The sequence below is a fragment of the Microbispora rosea genome (genome assembly GCF_900156315.1).
Classification (GTDB): Bacteria; Actinomycetota; Actinomycetes; order Streptosporangiales; family Streptosporangiaceae; genus Microbispora; species Microbispora rosea.
In genome coordinates this window covers 106,729-123,003 of record NZ_FTNI01000019.1, presented here as the reverse complement: position 1 = coordinate 123,003, position 16,275 = coordinate 106,729, and the positions used below count along the sequence as shown (strand labels likewise).

Genomic DNA, 16,275 nt, shown 5'->3' with positions numbered 1-16,275 from the left:
GCCGTCAGCCGGTAGCGCCGGACAGCTCCGGGTTCTGCTGACGGATGGGCGTGAAGAACGCGGCGACCGCGATCAGCAGGCAGGTCGCCCCGGCCAGCAGGCAGACCACCGCGACCCCGTGGCGCTGCGCGCCCCAGGTGAGCACGGCCGCCCCCGCCGGGCCCAGCGCGTAGTGGATCGTCCAGAAGGCCGAGGTGACCCTGCCGAGCAGGTGGTCGGGGGTGACCTGCTGGCGCAGCGACATCGAGCAGATCCCGGCCACGCTGACGCAGGCGAGATAGGCGGCGGCCGTCCCCGCGGCCACCGGGAGGCCGGTGGACACGCCGAGTCCCACGATGGCGAGCCCGGCGACCGCGATCGCCCCGATCCAGGACGCGCCGAACCCCAGCCGGCGACGTACGGGACCGACGAGGAGCGAGCCGGCGACGGTGCCCAGCGCGGCGACCGCGAGCACCACCCCCACGGCGCCGTCGGACTGGCCGAGGTCGTGCTTGAGGTGATAGATCAGCACGTCGGTCAGCCCGAGGGTCAGGAAGATGAAGAACGACAGCAGGACGGTCAGGGCACGCAGCACCGGCTGCCGCCACAGGAAGCGGGCTCCGGCGAGCAGCTCGTGCCAGGGCCCCCGCGCCTCCTCCGTCGAGGACGAGGGCGCCGGCTGCCGCCTGAGCCGGATCAGCAGGACCCCCAGCGCGGAGACCCCGAAGCTGGCCGCGTTGATCGCGATCGCGGCCGTGGGCCCGAACCAGCCCGCCACCACCCCGGCCAGCAGCGGCCCGCCGACCCCCGCCGCGGCGGCGGTGGCGCCCAGCCGCCCGTTGGCCTCGGTGATCCGGTCCGCGTCGACCAGGCCGCGCACCGCCGTGACGTACGCGACCTGGAAGACCATGCCGATCGCCTCGCTGAGCGGCAGGACCACATAGAGCAGCCAGACCTTCGGCCCGAAGGCCCAGGCGACCGGGACGATGCCGTAGAGCGCCATCCTCGCCACGTCGCACCAGATCAGCAGGCGCCTGCGGTCGAGCCGGTCGACCAGGACCCCGGCGAAGACCCCCGCCGCCACCGACGCGGCGCTCGCGAGGCCGGTCAGCAGGCCCATCTGCGCGACCGACCCGGTCACGTGCAGCACGAGCAACGGGACGGCGATGAGGGCGAACGAGTCCCCCGCGACCGACAGCGTCTGGGACGCCCAGAACACGGTGAAATCCCGATTACGCCACAGCTGCGATCCTTCTGGCACCTGACCATGCTGCCGTACCTAGATCAGGTGCGGGGACGGCGGACGACGGGGACGGGCTGGCCCCGGCGGGCGGCCTCGGCCTTCAGGCGCTTCCTGAGCATCCTGCCCTGGCCCAGGAACGAGCGGTTCCGCTCGCGACGGCTCCCGGAGAGGCTCCAGTCGTTCAGGGCCCGCTCGACCCGCACGCTCAGCCGGTCGTCCTCCCCCGTCGCGGTGCCGACGAGCACCACGTTCTCCTGCCATTCCAAGCCCGGGCCGTGCCGATGGAAGGTGAGGCACACCGGTCCCGCGACGGCTTCGACACCCGCGGGCAGCAGCAGGTCGAACCCCGCCTCGGTGCGTACGGCCGAGCGGGTGCGCACGGCCAGCGGCATGCCGCCGGCGTCGACCATGGTGACGACGGGCTCGCCCAGGCGGGCCGCGCGGCCGGCGAAGGGCCGCCAGTCCGCCGGCGCGACGGACCGGCTCGGCAGCCGGGGGCCGTTCGGAGCGGGGTCGGAGACGGGCGCGTCCGCCTCACCGGGCCGGGTCCACACCTCCGGTGTCCCGGACAGGTCGCCCTCGGGCCACCAGACGATCCGCTCCGGGGTCACCTCCACGTAGATGCGGGCGAAGTACCACCCCAGCCGCTTCGTCAGGAACCACGGCATCCCGGCGAACCCGGAGCCCGTCTTGGCCAGGGAGTCCCGGACGTACCTGTCGGTGTTGGCCTGCAGATCGGCGTCGCGTACGGCGGCGCGGCCCTGCACGAGGACGACGGGCGGCCGGTCGAGGCCGCTGCCGTCGGCGGAGGAGAACAGCAGCGCGACCCGCGGGTCGCGGCGGGCCCGCTCCGCCTTGTCGGGATAGGTGAGGCCGGTGCTCACGTCGAGCGTGCCGCCCGCGCCGGTGTACGGCGTGACCGGCCAGGTGACGGGCCGTCCGTCGCGGGTGAGCGAGGCGTACTCGCAGACGACGGCGCGGTCGAACAGCTCGGCCGCCTCGCGCGGCCAGGTGGTGGTCAGGGTGCTCATCACGACTCCAGAGGTGCGGGCAGGGAGATGGAGGCGCCGTACAGCCGGGCGAACCGCCGCTGATAGGCGGGCCACCAGAACAGGCGGAACATCAGCCGGGCCACGACCGGCAGGTCCGCGAGCGCGGCCGTGAGCAGAGCGGGGCCGGCGCTGGAGGCGAGCCAGCCGAAGATGACGGGGATCCTGCGGCGGCCGAAGTCGGCCGTCGCCTGGCGCCTGTCCGCCTCGATGTCGTCAGGAGTGAGGTGCCGGAGCATCAGCGGCACGGCCGTGCGCTCCTCGTGGTCGAGGTGCTCGTTGAGCAGCTCGTGCAGCCGCCCCAGAGCGGGAGCGCGCTCCGGCAGGGGCACCGCGCGGTCGGCGGCGACCGCCACGAGCGGGTCGAGCAGGGCGTGCTCGGACTCCAGCTCGGCCAGCACGTCAGCCGCCTCGGGGGCGTGGGTGACGAGCGTGGGCCACAGCGTGGTGTCCTCGTGGGTGTGGTGGGCGTGGAGCATCTCCAGCAGGAGCGCGAGCTGCTCCTCCAGGAGTTCCTCGTGCTCGCCGTCGCGGGGGCCGCGGCACGCCTCGGCGAGGCGGCCGAACTCCGCCCGGAAGCCGGCGTGCATCAGCAGGAAGCCGGCGAGGTGTTCTTGTGTAATCATCTGCTCCCTCACGTGTGTGGGGAACAGCGTGCGTTTCCTGCCCTTATGAGCACTTGTCGAGGGCTTGTCGGGCCCTTGACAGCCAGTAGCCCGCGTCCGCCTCCTCCAGGACGCGCACCGCCTGGCGCAGATGGGCCCGTGCTCCCGCGCGGTCCCCCAGCGCCAGCAGCGCCTCGCCCAGGTGGCCGTCGTACGCCCCGTCGACGGTGGTGCAGGTGCCGTTCACGTGCAGCAGACCGGCGAAGGGAAGGAGCGCGTCGTAGACCTCCCGCACGACGCCGAGCTCGCCCAGCCGGATCGCCGCGTGCAGCCGGCACATGGTGGCCATCGCCCAGTTGTAGTCGCGCCCCGGGAGAGGGGTCTCCCGCAGCAGCCGCAGGGCACGGTCACGCTCGCCCAGGTCCGCCAGCGCGTACGCCAGGACGTAGGCGAGCCCCGCCAGGCCCGTGCGCCGGAACATCTCCTCGATCCATGCCACCTCCGCGCCGAGTCGGTCCTCCTGAAGGAGCGTCTCGGCCCGCACGGCGAGCATGCCCACCTCGAAGTACGCGAGGTCGGAGAAGGACAACGTCGCCCTGACGGGCTCGAAGTGGCGGGACGGATCCGGCACGCCCTGGAACAGGTCGAGCCCCACGTGCGCGATCGCCGCCTGCAGCGCCAGCGTCGGGTTGTGCAGGCCGCGCAGCAGCGCGTCGGTCTCCGTCAGCAACTCGCGCGCCTCCGGCACCCGGCCGTGCTCGACGAGATGAGCGACGAGGTGGAGCTGTGCGATCACCTGCAACTGGGACGACAGCTCCGGCTCCGCCAGCAGGCGCCGCGAGGTCTCGGCCAGCTGGTCGATGAAGTCCTGCCCCTGCATGGCGAGCAGCCGCAGGTGGAGCATGCGTCGCAGCAGCAGGGGGTCGTCCAGTCGCTCGGCCGCCGCCACTGCCTGCGACGAGACCTCGTCGACCTGGTCCTCGCCGCCGGTCTGGGCCAGCACGACGGCCCGCACGGCCTGCGCGGACGCCCAGGCGGGGGCGTTGCGCGGCAGCTCGCGCACCGCGCGGTCCATCGACTCCGCAAGGACGCGCACGTCGAGATCGTGCCGGAAGGGGACCCAGACACCGTGCCCCATCGCGATGTCGGCGGCCCTGACGGCCCGCTCCAGGTCGTCTCCGGCGAGGGCCAGCGCCTGTTCGATCGCCCTGTAGCCCTCGTCGTATCGCCCGGCGGCGTAGCGGCTGTCGGCCAGGCCGACCGCGAGCTCGAACCGCTCGGCCGCATCCGCCCCGGCGAGCTCGGCCGCCGCCAGCGCCTCCTGCCACGAGGTGGCCGCGTCGTCGGGCGCGTGCCTGCGCATGGCCGCGCGCGCGGCACGTGCGGCGTAGTCCATCGCCATGCGGGCCTGCTCCTGGCCCAGCTCGGCCGCCGCCAGCCAGTGCCGCGCGATGGCCGCCGCCTGGTCGTCCCGGTCCCCGTACACACGGGTGAGCACGCCGGCGAGCCGCGCGTGCACGCCCGCCCGCCAGAGGCGGGAGCGGCGCGACAGCAACGCGTCGGTCACCAGGGCGTGCGCGAAGGCGTACCCGCCCAGCCTGGCGCCGGACTCGCGGATCAGACCGGCCGTCAGTGCCGCCTCCAGCGACGGCACCAGGTCGCCCAGGTCGCGCCCGGCGGCCTCGGCCACGACCCGCGCCTCGAACTCGTCGCCCGCGACCGCGGCCAGCTCCAGCAGGGCGGCCGTCTCCTCCCCCAGCCCGGTCACCCGGTGCAGCACGACGTCGAGCACGCTCCGCGGCAGCTCCTCGCCCGCCCGGGCCAGCTCGGCGAGGAAGAACGGGTTCCCCCCGGTGCGGCCGCGCAGCTCCCCGGCCTTCCGGCTGCCCGGGTCGCGGCCGGACAGCTCCCGCACGAGCGCGCGCACCTCCTCGGTCGCGAGCCCGTCGAGCCCCAGCCTGCGCGCGCCGAGCCGGGACAGCGCCGACAGTGTGGCGGTCAGCGCCGACGTCTCGTGCCGCCGGAAGCTGGCCACGACCAGCAGGCCCGGTCGCGCGGTGGACGCGATGTGGACCAGCAGGCGCAGCGTCGCGTCGTCGGCCGCGTGGACGTCCTCAAGGACGACGGCCACCGGGCCGAGATCGGCCAGGAACGTCCCGACCGCCTCGAAGAACCGCAGCCGCGCCCCCTGTGCGTCGTACGCCGGGATTGCCTCCACCCCGCCCGACAGGAACGTGCGGACCTCCTCGGGCAGGACGGCCCCGGCGGCCGCGTCCGCGAGGTCGCGCAGCACCTGCTCCCACGGCCACAGGGCGGGCGCCGTCTCGTGGTCGGGGCTCGACCCCCACCCCACCGGGACGCCGGCGGTCGCGCGGAACCTCCTGAGCATGCTCGTCTTGCCGACCCCGGGCTCGCCGTCCACGAGCACGACCTGCCGGTCCGCAGCCGCCGCCGTCAGGGCGCCGGCCAGGAACTCCAGCGCGCTCTCGCGTCCCACGAACGGCCCGTCGTCCCCTCGCCGCCCCGGGTCATGTCGCTGCGGGTCGCCTCGTCCCGGGTCGCGTCTTCCAAGGCCGGACCGTCTCGGGGGCGGCGCGACGGGCCTCGCCGCCGCGGTCAGCGCGGCGTCCTGGCGCAGCACGGCGGTCTCCAGCTCGCGCAGCCGGGGCCCGGGATCGATGCCCAGCTCACCCGCCAGCACCTCGCGCACCCTGCGCAGGCACTCCAGCGCCGCCGCCTGGCGGCCCGACCGATAGTGGGCCAGCGCGAGCAGTTCCCAGGCCCGCTCCCGCAGCGGGTTGTCGTGCACGAACGGTTCGAGCCGCGCGACCACGTCCGTGTGGCGGCCCAGCTCCAGCAGCGCCCCCGCCAGCCCCTCGACCGCGTCGAGCCGCAGCTGCTCCAACCGGGCGATCTCCGGCCGCGCCCACTCCTCGGACCGCACGTCGGCGTACGCGTCGCCCCGCCACAGGGCGAGCGACTCGGTGAGCACGGCCGCCGCCTGCTCGTGCCGTCCCTCGCCCAGGTGCCCCGACCCCGTGGACACCAGGCCGTCGAAGTCCCGTGTGTCGAGGTCGATTCCGCCGGTCATCAGGCCGTACCCGTCCGCCGCGCTGACCAGGACCGTGGCCGGCGCGCCGGCCTTCCGGCCGGGTTCCAGGCGGCGGCGCAGGTTGGAGACGTACACCTGGAGGCTGCCCTGCGCGCTCGCGGGCGGGCTGCCGTCCCAGAGCCGGTCGGTCAGCACGTCCGTGGGGAGCACCCGATCGGCGTTCATGACGAGGAGGGCCAGGAGCGCTCGCTGCTTGGGCGGCCCTGCCGGCACGGCCTGCCCGGCCACGACGAGTTCCATGGGACCGAGGACGTTCAGCCGCACGCGCCAATGCTAGGGAGACGGCGTGAACCGGTCCAGCCGTCACTTTCCCGGCCTGCCGCACGGCACCGGCGGAGATACGATCGCCCGGCGGTGCGGACGGTACACGAGCGGAGGAAAGGGCCACATGGCGGACGAGGAGACCACGATCCGGCTCATCCGGGTGGACGACGCCGAGGTGATCGCGGCGCACCGCGCCCGCGACAGGCGCGCGTACGCCGCCTGGGAACCGGCCCAGCCGGACGAGTTCTACACGGCGGCCGGGCAGCGCCGGCGCATCGAGACGCTGCTCGGCGAGCACGACCGGGGCGAGCGCTGGCCGGCGGTCATCCTCGCGGGCGGCGAGGTCGTCGGTCAGGTGACCGTGAGCACAATCCTGCGCGGCCCCTTCAGGAAGGGCTTCCTGGGCTACTGGGTCGCCTCGGCCTTCGACGGCCGCGGGCACGCGACCCGGGCGGTGGGCCGGATACTCACCGTGATGGCCAGGGAGCTCGGGCTGCACCGCGCGGAGGCGCACACCCGGATGGACAACCTGGCCTCGCAGCGGGTGCTGCGCGCCAACGGCTTCCGCCCCTGGGGGATCGCGCACGCGCACATCCACCTCGACGGCGCATGGCATGACGAGGTGTTCTGGGAACGAACGCTGGACGACGCGCCCTCGTCTTGACCATCGCCTGGGACACCAGTTGCACACCCTCGGCGCGTCGCGGGCCGTCGCATGACCATGACCCCCACACTCACCCTCCGTAACCGAATCGCGGAGGAGGAGTTCGTGGTCTCAATCGACCGTCGGGGATTCGCCAGGCTGGCCGGGCTCGGCGCGGTGGGATCGGTCATCGGTCCGGCTCTGGGCACCGCCCCCGCCTCGGCGGCGCGCGCGCCGTACACAGGAGAGCGCTGGCAGACCTGTCTTCGGGTGGCGCGCGACCACCTGCTCGTCGACAAGGACGGCAACGACCTCAAGCACCGATATCTGCAGGTGCTCATCGACAAGGGCCTGCCCAAGGCCCGTACGCCCAAGAGGGTCCTGATCGTCGGCGCCGGGATCTCCGGCCTGGTCGCCGCGACGCTGCTGAAGCGGGCCGGGCACCACGTCACGGTCATCGAGGCCAACGGCAACCGGATCGGCGGCCGGATCAAGACCTTCCGGACGGGCTTCCAGGACAGGAGGCAGTACGCCGAGGCGGGGGCCATGCGCATCCCGGACTTCCACCCGCTGACGCTGGCGCTGATCGACAAGCTGGGGATCAGCCGCAGGCCCTTCTACAACGTCGACGTGCCGCCCGGCGCGGTGCCCCGCGGACCGGTGCCGCCGGTCGTCTACAGCTCATACACGGGACAGGTGTGGCGTTCCGGCCCGCCCAAGGGCGCCTTCACGGCGCCCCCGCGCGTGAACCACACGTTCATCCACGTCAACGGCATCACCCAGCGGCGCGACGAGTACGCCAGGGATCCGCGCAGGATCAACGCGTCGTTCGGCCTCAGGGACGACAGGACCGCCGCCGAGATCCTCGACGCCGCCCTGGACCCGGCGAGGGACTACTTCTCCGTACGCAAGGGCGGCAAGCGGATCGACAAGCCGCTGTCCGAGCAGATCGAGGGCTGGGCCCGCCTGCTGTACGACTTCGACGGCCACTCGATGTACGCCTACCTCAAGGAGCACGCGAAGCTCGGCGACGAGGCGATCGACGCCATCGGCACGCTGGAGAACCTCACCTCCCGGCTGCCGCTGTCGTTCATGCACACGTTCCTCACCCGTAGCCTCGTCAACCCGGCCGTGACCTACTGGGAGATGGCCGGCGGCAGCAGGGAGCTGCCGTACACGCTGGAGCCGGGCCTGCGGAGCGAGATCCGCATGGACCGCCGGGCGGTGCGGATCGAGACGTCCGGACGCGGCGTGCGCATCGCGACGGTCAGCGAGGCGGGGAGCACGGAGTCGGAGTTCACCCGGCAGACGCCACGGGAGACGTTCGAGGGCGACGTCGCGATCATCACGGTCCCGTTCTCCGCGCTGCGCCACGTCGAGATCGCGCCGGCCCTGTCCTACCGCAAGCGCCGCTCGATCATGGAACTGCACTACGACTCCGCCACCAAGGTGCTGCTGGAGTTCCGCAGGCGCTGGTGGGAGTTCACCGAGGAGGACTGGAAGCGCGAGCTCGGCGGCCGTTACCGTCCCGGCCCGGTGACGCACACGACGGGCGGCGGGTCGGTCTGCGACAACGCCAACCGGTTCATCTACTTCCCTTCGCACCCGGTGCCCGGCAGCGAGGGCGGCGTCGTGCTGGCCAGCTACTCGTGGGCCGACGACGCGACCCGCTGGGACTCGATGGACGACGAGGAACGGTACGGCTACGCGCTGCGCGGGCTCCAGGAGGTGCACGGAGACCGGGTCGCGGAGTTCTACACCGGCCGCGGCCAGACCCAGAGCTGGATGCGCAACCGCTACGCCTTCGGCGAGGCCGCGGTCTTCACGCCGGGCCAGATGACCGAGATCCACCCCGCCATCGCCGTCTCCGAGGGCCCGCTGCACTTCGCCGGCGAGCACACCTCGCTCAAGCACTCCTGGATCGAGGGCGCCCTGGAATCGGCCGTACGCGTGGCCCTCGAGGTCAACGGCTGACCCACTACTCCCGCGGGGCCCTTCGTGCCCGGGGCCCCGCGGGTTCACACGAGCGGGCCGGGGTCACCGCCCGGGGTCCGGCTCGATCTCGGCTCGCATCGGCTGCCAGGGCGACGCGTCGAACACCAGCATGATCGAGACGATCTTGCCGTCGTCCAGGCGGAAATGCTCGGCGGTGCGCTGCGTGCCGGCCGGCGTCGCGGTGTGCACGTCGTAGACGAGCGTCGCCTCGGCTTCGCCGTACAGCTCGCTGATGAGGTCGACCCCGGTCACGATCGAAACGAACCCCGGCAACGTCGCCAGATGCCCGGCCCGGTCGCCGGAAGTGAAGAACGGGCTCTGGAACCGGAAGGGCTCCCCCAGGTGCGCCGCGGCGGCGGTCGCGTCCCCGCGGAAACGGGCCTCGTGATAGCCGCGTACGGCGCGGCGCGTCTGTTCCAGGGTGACCGTCATGGCTGGGATCCGATCTGACGGAGGTGGGCGGACAGGCGCTGCTGGTTGGCGGCCAGGCGCAGGCAGAGGTCGCGCAGGACGACCAGCTCTTCGGGCGTGAATCCCCGGAACAGCGCCTTCATGGCGAGCCGTGACGGCGTGCGGAAGTCCTCGATCCACTTCCGGCCGGCCGGGGTGATCTCGGCGAGGACCGAACGCCGGTCACCCGGGTCGGGGACCCGGCGGACCAGCCCGTCGCGTTCGAGGGTGTCCACCAGGCCGGTGACGTTGCGGGAGCTGACCCCGGCGGCGCGCGCGAGCTCGCCGATGCTGATCCCCTGCCCGCGTGCGGCGAGCCGGATCAGCAGGTCGAGAGCGCCCGCGCTGACTCCCCTGCCCTCGGAGCCGTGGGAGCGGAGGCGGTCGACCGCGTGAGACGCGGTGCGGACGGCCGCGCTCGCCTCGAACGCGGGCAGATCACCGTCGTCACCGGCGATCCACGCCATCGCCGCCCTGGCTCGCGGGTCGTAAAGGTAGCCGTCGGGATCGTTTTCAAAGGTATCTACATCCTTCATAGTAAGAACATAGATTAGTACGTACTTCCAGATTTTTCGACAGACTGCCGGAAAATCAGGCCGGCAGGCCCGCTCTCAGCAGAGTGGGACTCCGTCGCAGGCGGCCGCCCCGGCACCGCCGGTGTCCGCCTCCACGCAGGCCGCCTCCACGCCGCCTGTGGCCACCTGCTGGAGCAGGCCGTAGAGAGTCTCGCGCTGGTCGTGACCGAGCGCGCCGAGCACCTCGTCCTCGACCGCCGCCAGCGCGCACTCGGCGCTCGCGAGCCGCTCCACACCGGCTTCGGTGAGCTCGACGATGTGCCGGCGGCGATCCTCCGGCGACCGCCGCCGCTCGATCAGCTTCTCGGCCTCCAGGTCGTTGAGCAGCCCGACGACGTTCGTCCCGTCCATCTCCAGCGTGCTCGCGAGCGCCTGCTGAGTGCTGCCACCCCGGGCCCGCAGCACCGTGAGGGCGACGAGATGGCGGGGGCGCAGGCCGAGCGGCGCGAGCACCGACTCGGAACGCAGACGCAGACGGCGCGCGAGGTATTCGAGCAGCGCACCGCACCGGTGCACCGGCTGCTCGACGGCGGGCGGGGACGTCATGACCCAACTCTAGCCGACTTGACCTGCGATAGACAGGAGACTAATCATTGGTTCAGCACCAATCATCTTTGAAAGGTTAAGCGATGCCTCATCTGCTGCACGTCGACGCCAGCATCCAGGGCGAGCGTTCCGTCAGCCGCAAGCTCACCGCGCGGGCCGTCGCCGCCTGGCGCGCCGCACATCCCGGGGGCACCGTCGCCTACCGCGACCTGGGCAGCAGCCCGCTCCCGCATCTCGACCAGGAGGGCGGCCTGGCCCGGGTGGTCCCGCAGGAGCAGCACACCCCCGCCCAGGCGGCCTCGTGGAGGTTGACGGAACAGTTGGTCGGCGAGGTGAAGCGGGCCGACACGATCGTGCTCGGGCTCCCGCTCTACAACTACGGGGCGCCCAGCGCCGTCAAGGCCTGGGTCGACCACCTCATCGCCCCCGGACTGTCGTACGACCCGACGACGAACGAAGGCCTGCTGGGCGGGCGCGACTTTCTGGTCCTCGCGAGCCGTGGCGGCGGCTACGGGGCGGGAACCCCCCGCGAGGGATGGGACCACGCGGAGCCGTGGCTGCCGCACGGCCTCGCCATGACGGGCCTGGAGCCGCGCTTCATCACGGCTGAGCTCACCCTCGCGTACGTCACGCCGACGATGACCGAGCTGATCCCGCTGGCCGACAAGAGCCTCGCGGCGGCGGAGCAGGCGATCGACGGCCTCTGGACGCCCGCCGCCGTCGCTTAAGGGCCCCGGCGGAAGCGGGCGCCGACCGGCGAAGGCCCCTTCCGAGCGAGAGAAGGGGCCTTCGCCGTCGAGAGCGGCCCGATAACCGCGTCAGCGGCCCTGAACGGCGCCGGCCTGGGCCTGCCGGCGGCGGAACTCGTCGAACGGCGTGCGGTCGAAGACGAACCGGTTGTAGACGATCTTCCCGTCACGGACCGTGACGCACTCGGCCGCGGGCGCGCTCTTCGCCGGGATCGTCTCCGCGTCGTACATCATCAGGGCCCGGTCGTCGTCACCGAACGCCGCGATCATCTCCGTTCTGACGAGGAACCGTTCGGCGAAAGGCGCCAGGAATTCCCGGTACGCCTGAATCCCGGCGAGCCGTCCCGCCGGAGCGTCGAGCACGACGTCGCCGGCGATATGGCCCATCGCGAGGTCCAGGTCCCCGCCGGTCCACGCCCGGTGATAGGCGAGGGCGATCTGCAATGCTGAGCTGGTCATCATGTCTCCTTCCGGTGCTGCCTTGTACGACACCGAAGACCCGCGGAACGGAACGCTCGTGGCGGAAATCGCGTTCGAAGAGCTCACGGCGTACCGGCAGGAGCTGTTGCTGCACTGCTACCGCCTGCTGGGCTCGCTGACCGACGCGGAAGACGTGCTGCAGGAGACGTTGCTGGCGGCCTGGCGTGGCCTGGACGGTTTCCAGGGCCGCGCGTCGTCGCGGTCGTGGCTCTACCGCATCGCCACCAACCGGTGCCTCAACGCCCTGCGCGACCGCGGCAGGCGGGTGCCACCCGCGCCCAGCCCGCCGTTCCAGCCGCCCGAACCCAGCCGCCACGGCGACGTGCGGTGGCTGCAGCCGTACCCGGACGCCCTGCTCGAGTTCGTGCCGGACGCCGCCCCCGGGCCCGAGGCGCGCTACACGGCACGGGAGGCGGTCGAGCTGGCCTTCGTCGCCGCGCTCCAGCGGATCCCGCCGCGGCAGACCGCGGTCCTGGTGCTCAGCGACGTGCTCGGCTATCCGCTGAGCGAGGTCGCCCCCATGCTCGGCACCACGCCGACGGCCGTCAAAGGCCTGCTGCAGCGGGCACGGGCCTCGATGGACCATCGTCGTGCCGAGCCACCTGCTCGGGGGTCGGCACCGGAACGGCATCTGGTCCGCCGCTTCGCCGAGGCCTTCACCTGCGACGACATCGACGCTCTGGTCGCCTTGCTCACCGACGACGCGTGGTTGTCCATGCCGCCCGCGCCGCACGAGTACCACGGTGTGGCGGCGATCGCCTCATTCCTGCGGGCGAGCGCCGAGTGGCGGGCGGGCCGGCGCCTGAAGCTGGAGCCCACCCGCGCCAACGGGCAACCGGCGTTCACCTGCTCCCTCGACGGAGAAGCCACCGGGGTCATCGTGCTCACGCTGACCGGCGACGGCGTTCGCGGCATCACCCGGTTCCTCGACGGCCGGCTACAGGAACATTTCGAAGCGAGACGAACTCCCTGTCGGGTCGAATGAGAACTATCGTGACCAGCATGGAAAATGCCCCCCAGCGTCGGGACTCCCCCACGTCTCACCTGCGCGCCTCAGACCAGAACAGGGACCAGGTCGCCGCCCTGCTCGGGGAGGCCCTGAGCACGGGTCAGCTGAGCCACGAGGAGTACTCCGAGCGGCTGGACAGCCTCTACCAGGCCAAGACCGTGGGAGAGCTCGAGGTCCTCACCCACGACCTCCAGGTCGAGCAGCACCGTCCGGCCGTGAGCCCGGCGTCCCATGCGGCGGGCGCGAGCGCAATTTCGTACGCGCCGAGCGAGAGCACCGAGCCCGACAACGTCGTCGCCATCTTCGGCGGCGCCGAGCGCAAGGGCCGCTGGCGGGTACGGCGGCAGACGAAGGCGCTGGCCGTCTTCGGCGGCATAAAGTTCGACCTGAGCGAAGCCGTCTTCGAGGCGAAAGAGGTCGAGATCACCGTCAACGCCATCTTCGGCGGGGCCGAGATCATCCTGCCGGAGGGGGTCGAGGTGCGCTGCCAGGGCGTCGGCGTCTTCGGCGGCTACGACGTGCACAACAGCCCGGACACCGATCCGTCGGCGCCGGTGATCGTGATCAAGGGAATGGCCCTGTTCGGCGGAGTGAGCGGCAGGTTCCGTCACCGCCGCGACCGCTGACCCCGGAGGCCGGTCGCTCTCCTGCGGCCCGGCCCGCGCGGCGACGCCGGTCTGGTCGCCGTCATCTGCGTGGCCCGGTCCTCCACTCGGTGGCGAGGATGCCGTACACGTCGGAGTCCCGCCAGCCGTCGCGCAGCTTCATCGTGTGGCGGAGGCGGCCCTCATGCGTCATCCCGAGTTTGCTCAGGACAGCCGCGGAGGCGGTGTTCCGGGGGTCGCAGGTGGCGTAGACGCGGTGTATCCCGTGTTGCCGGAAGCCGATGTGCAGCAGTTGCCGGCCGATGGCGGTGCCCAGGCCGTGACCCCAGAGACGGGGATGGGTGACGTACCGGATCTCGCCCTGAGCGTGGGTGCGGCTGCGGATGTGGAACTCGCCCATTCCCACGACCTCGTCGTTCAGAAGAGCCGCATAGGCGAAGCGTGTTTGCGGGTCCTCATGCCATGCGGCCGCGGCTTCTTCCACGAAGGCGCGGGTCTGCGCGAGAGAGTTGGGTCCCCACGCCTGATACCGGCACACCTCGGGGAGACCGGCCCAGGAATGGACGGCCGCGACGTCGGTCGGCGCGAGCTGCCGGAGCCGGGGTTCGAAACGAGTCATGAGCGCGATCGGCGGTCACAGGCCTGCGACGGCGCTGCGGCGTTCGATGAAGACGACGTCGCGCCAGCGGCCGTGGTGGCGGCCGATGCGGTGGCGGGTGCCGACGACGCGGAAGCCGGCCTTCTCGTGCAGGCGCAGGCTGGCGGTGTTCTCGGGGAAGATGCCCGACTGGATCGTCCAGATGCCCTCGGTCTCGGTGGACTGGATGAGCGCGTTCAGAAGCGCCAGCCCGATCCCGCGGCCGGCGTGGCCGTGATGGACATACACGGAGTGCTCGACCACTCCGGCGTAGACGCAGCGGGAGGAGACGGCGCTGACCGCGATCCAGCCGACGACCTGCCCGGCGGCGGTGTCGACGGCGACGTGCCGGTGGAGCGGCAGCTTCGCGGCGTCGAACGCCTGCCAGTCCGGCGCCGTGGTCTCGAAGCTGGCGTTCCCACCATCGAGACCGGCCTGGTAGATCGCGAGGACCTGCGCCGCGTCGCTCTCCCGCATGGGACGGATGGTGACGCCTGACGGCGCTGCGGCCGTGGACGCCCGGACGATCGCCGAGTGGAGCCCTCCGGTCGCGGAATGGGTGCGCGTGATCGTGTACGCGGTGAATCCGGCCTCCGCGAGCAGGGCGCGGTATTCGGCTTCGGTGAGGGTGCCGGCGGTGCAGCCGACGAGGCGTTCGGCCTCGGCGCGCTCGGTGGACTGGAGCCCGTCGTCGGCGATCACGTCGGAGACGCCGAGCCTGCCGCCGGGCTTGAGGACGCGGAAGGCTTCGGCGAGCACACGAGGCTTGTCGGCGGACAGGTTGATGACGCAGTTGGAGATGACGACGTCCACGCCGGCATCGGGGAGCGGGATGTCTTCGATGTGGCCGTGCAGGAACTCGACGTTGGTCGCTCCGGCCTCGACGGCATTGGCCCTGGCCAGTTCGATCATCTCGGGGGTGGCGTCCAGGCCGTACACCTTGCCGGTCGGGCCGACCCTGCGTGCCGAGAGCAGGACGTCGATGCCGCCGCCCGATCCCAGGTCGAGAACGGTTTCGCCGGGCTGGAGGTCGGCGACGGCGACCGGGTTGCCGCAGCCGAGGCTGGCGCGGAGAGCTCCGTCGGGCAGGCCGGTGGTGTCGTCGTAGCCGGCCGCGCCGAAGCATCCGCCGGTGAGCTCCTGCGACCCGCAGTCGATCACCTGCTTGCCTGCCTGCGCGGCTCTGGCCAGTTCGCCGTAGCGGGTGACGACACCCGCTCTGACTGCTTCCACGTTCTCGGACATGAGCTACTCCACTCAGCAGGGCGGCGAGTCGGGAACGAGCGGCATGTGACGACGTCGGCGCGGCAGGGAAGAACTCGACGCGAAAACCCGCCGTCCGACGCCCGTGGTCAGGCCGTACCGGCGAGGGCGGGCGATGCCGGGCCGATCAGGGCCGACATGCGCGCCAGGACGGCGGGCTCTATCCAGTAGTACACCCAGGTGCCCCGGCGCTCGGAGTCGATCAGCCCGGCCTGCTTGAGCACCTTGAGGTGGTGGCTGATCGTGGGCGGGGTCAGGTCGAAGGCCGCCGTCAGGTCGCACACGCAGGTCTCGCCGTCCTCATGGCAGGCGATCAGCGACAGCAGGCGCAGCCGTACGGGGTCGGCGATCGCCTTGAACAGCGGGGCCAGCTCGACGGCCTCGCTCTCCGACAACGGCTCGCACGCCAGCGGCGCGCAGCAGGCCGCCCCAGGTGTGTCCATGCGCGCGTCGATGATCGGCAGCTCTTGCTTCGACATTCCTCTAATTTGACACAGATCTAGGCGAGGGCACAAACTCCGGGTATCCGTTGATTAGAAGCTCATCGAAGCAGGCAGGCGGCTTCGGCCCGCCGCTTCGCGGTTAAGGGAGGACAGCCATGTCCCGCGTCCAACTCGCTCTGCGCGTCGCCGACCTCGAAGGCTCGATCGCGTTCTACTCCACGCTGTTCGGTGTCGAGCCCGCCAAGCGGCGCCCCGGCTACGCCAACTTCGCCATCGCCGAGCCCCCGCTCAAGCTCGTCCTGCTGGAGGGCGAGGCGGGTGAGCCGACGCGGATGGACCACCTCGGCGTCGAGGTCGAGGACAGCGCCCAGGTCACGGCCGCGACCGAACGCCTGAAGGAGGCCGGCCTCGCGACCTTCGAGGAGAACGACACCACCTGCTGCTACGCGCTGCAGGACAAGGTGTGGGTCCACGGTCCCGGCAACGAGCCCTGGGAGGTGTACGTGGTCAAGGCCGACGCCGACACCCTCACCAAGCAGGCCGACCCCGTCTGCTGCACCACGGACGACGCCGAAAAGGAGACGGCGAACGCGGACAAGTCCTGCTGCTAGCCACTACGGACGACGCC

Annotated in this window: 17 protein-coding genes; 6 read left to right on the top strand and 11 right to left on the bottom strand. The window is 71.9% G+C overall.

Annotated elements, in window-relative coordinates; translation table 11 throughout:
• Positions 1-4: 4 nt before the first annotated feature.
• From BXA11_RS25245 to BXA11_RS25230, 4 genes are read right to left on the bottom strand one after another with little or no spacing between them, the layout of a single operon-like run.
• Positions 5-1,240 carry an MFS transporter gene (locus tag BXA11_RS25245; protein ID WP_076438448.1) on the bottom strand — a complete coding sequence of 412 codons (1,236 nt, stop codon included), beginning with the start codon at positions 1,238-1,240 and terminating at the stop codon, positions 5-7.
• A gap of 23 nt (positions 1,241-1,263) precedes the next feature.
• Positions 1,264-2,253: a pyridoxamine 5'-phosphate oxidase family protein gene (locus BXA11_RS25240; protein WP_204053886.1), complete on the bottom strand. Its 990-nt coding sequence runs from the start codon at positions 2,251-2,253 to the stop codon at positions 1,264-1,266.
• Positions 2,253-2,897, bottom strand: coding sequence for a hemerythrin domain-containing protein (locus BXA11_RS25235; protein ID WP_076438552.1), 645 nt, complete (start codon positions 2,895-2,897; stop codon positions 2,253-2,255). The genes BXA11_RS25240 and BXA11_RS25235 overlap by 1 nt, the downstream gene beginning before the upstream one ends.
• A gap of 43 nt (positions 2,898-2,940) precedes the next feature.
• Positions 2,941-6,252, bottom strand: a complete 3,312-nt coding sequence (locus tag BXA11_RS25230; protein WP_076438444.1) for an ATP-binding protein — start codon at positions 6,250-6,252, stop codon at positions 2,941-2,943.
• 124 nt (positions 6,253-6,376) lie between these two features.
• Between BXA11_RS25230 and BXA11_RS25225 the strand changes: the two genes are divergently transcribed.
• Positions 6,377-6,916, top strand: coding sequence for a GNAT family N-acetyltransferase (locus tag BXA11_RS25225; protein WP_076438442.1), 540 nt, complete (start codon positions 6,377-6,379; stop codon positions 6,914-6,916).
• A gap of 105 nt (positions 6,917-7,021) precedes the next feature.
• Positions 7,022-8,869 (top strand): NAD(P)/FAD-dependent oxidoreductase, encoded by a 1,848-nt coding sequence (locus BXA11_RS25220; protein WP_204053887.1) that lies wholly within the window; start codon positions 7,022-7,024, stop codon positions 8,867-8,869.
• A gap of 63 nt (positions 8,870-8,932) precedes the next feature.
• Here BXA11_RS25220 and BXA11_RS25215 read toward each other — a convergent pair whose 3' ends face one another.
• The 3 genes from BXA11_RS25215 to BXA11_RS25205 form a co-directional block, all read right to left on the bottom strand.
• A complete protein-coding gene (locus tag BXA11_RS25215) occupies positions 8,933-9,322 on the bottom strand; it encodes a nuclear transport factor 2-like protein (RefSeq protein WP_076438440.1) in 390 nt (129 codons plus the stop codon).
• Positions 9,319-9,876 (bottom strand): MarR family winged helix-turn-helix transcriptional regulator, encoded by a 558-nt coding sequence (locus BXA11_RS25210; protein ID WP_076438438.1) that lies wholly within the window; start codon positions 9,874-9,876, stop codon positions 9,319-9,321. Before BXA11_RS25210 ends, BXA11_RS25215 begins: the two co-directional genes overlap by 4 nt.
• A 75-nt stretch (positions 9,877-9,951) precedes the next feature.
• Positions 9,952-10,461 (bottom strand): MarR family winged helix-turn-helix transcriptional regulator, encoded by a 510-nt coding sequence (locus BXA11_RS25205; RefSeq protein ID WP_076438437.1) that lies wholly within the window; start codon positions 10,459-10,461, stop codon positions 9,952-9,954.
• 83 nt (positions 10,462-10,544) lie between these two features.
• Here BXA11_RS25205 and BXA11_RS25200 point away from each other — a divergent pair, with 83 nt between their 5' ends.
• Positions 10,545-11,189, top strand: a complete 645-nt coding sequence (locus tag BXA11_RS25200) for an FMN-dependent NADH-azoreductase (RefSeq protein ID WP_076438435.1) — start codon at positions 10,545-10,547, stop codon at positions 11,187-11,189.
• 90 nt (positions 11,190-11,279) lie between these two features.
• On the opposite strand, the gene BXA11_RS25195 is transcribed toward BXA11_RS25200, so the two are convergent.
• Positions 11,280-11,669: a nuclear transport factor 2 family protein gene (locus BXA11_RS25195; RefSeq protein ID WP_076438548.1), complete on the bottom strand. Its 390-nt coding sequence runs from the start codon at positions 11,667-11,669 to the stop codon at positions 11,280-11,282.
• Between the two features lie 58 nt (positions 11,670-11,727).
• Here BXA11_RS25195 and BXA11_RS25190 point away from each other — a divergent pair, with 58 nt between their 5' ends.
• A complete protein-coding gene (locus BXA11_RS25190) occupies positions 11,728-12,675 on the top strand; it encodes an RNA polymerase subunit sigma-70 (protein ID WP_076438546.1) in 948 nt (315 codons plus the stop codon).
• Between the two features lie 17 nt (positions 12,676-12,692).
• Complete coding sequence (locus BXA11_RS25185) at positions 12,693-13,325, top strand: DUF1707 SHOCT-like domain-containing protein (protein WP_076438544.1); 633 nt, start codon at positions 12,693-12,695, stop codon at positions 13,323-13,325.
• Between the two features lie 61 nt (positions 13,326-13,386).
• Here the strand turns inward: BXA11_RS25185 and BXA11_RS25180 are convergent, their stop codons facing one another.
• The 3 genes from BXA11_RS25180 to BXA11_RS25165 form a co-directional block, all read right to left on the bottom strand.
• Complete coding sequence (locus tag BXA11_RS25180; protein ID WP_076438433.1) at positions 13,387-13,923, bottom strand: GNAT family N-acetyltransferase; 537 nt, start codon at positions 13,921-13,923, stop codon at positions 13,387-13,389.
• 15 nt (positions 13,924-13,938) lie between these two features.
• On the bottom strand, positions 13,939-15,186 hold the full coding sequence (gene arsM, locus BXA11_RS41535) for an arsenite methyltransferase (RefSeq protein ID WP_083744566.1): 1,248 nt from the start codon (positions 15,184-15,186) through the stop codon (positions 13,939-13,941).
• A 107-nt stretch (positions 15,187-15,293) separates the two neighbouring features.
• Positions 15,294-15,683: an ArsR/SmtB family transcription factor gene (locus tag BXA11_RS25165; RefSeq protein WP_076438431.1), complete on the bottom strand. Its 390-nt coding sequence runs from the start codon at positions 15,681-15,683 to the stop codon at positions 15,294-15,296.
• A 119-nt stretch (positions 15,684-15,802) separates the two neighbouring features.
• On the opposite strand from BXA11_RS25165, the gene BXA11_RS25160 reads away from it, so the two are divergent.
• Entirely contained in the window at positions 15,803-16,258 is a 456-nt protein-coding gene (locus BXA11_RS25160; RefSeq protein WP_076438428.1) for an ArsI/CadI family heavy metal resistance metalloenzyme, read from the top strand.
• Positions 16,259-16,275: the final 17 nt, after the last annotated feature.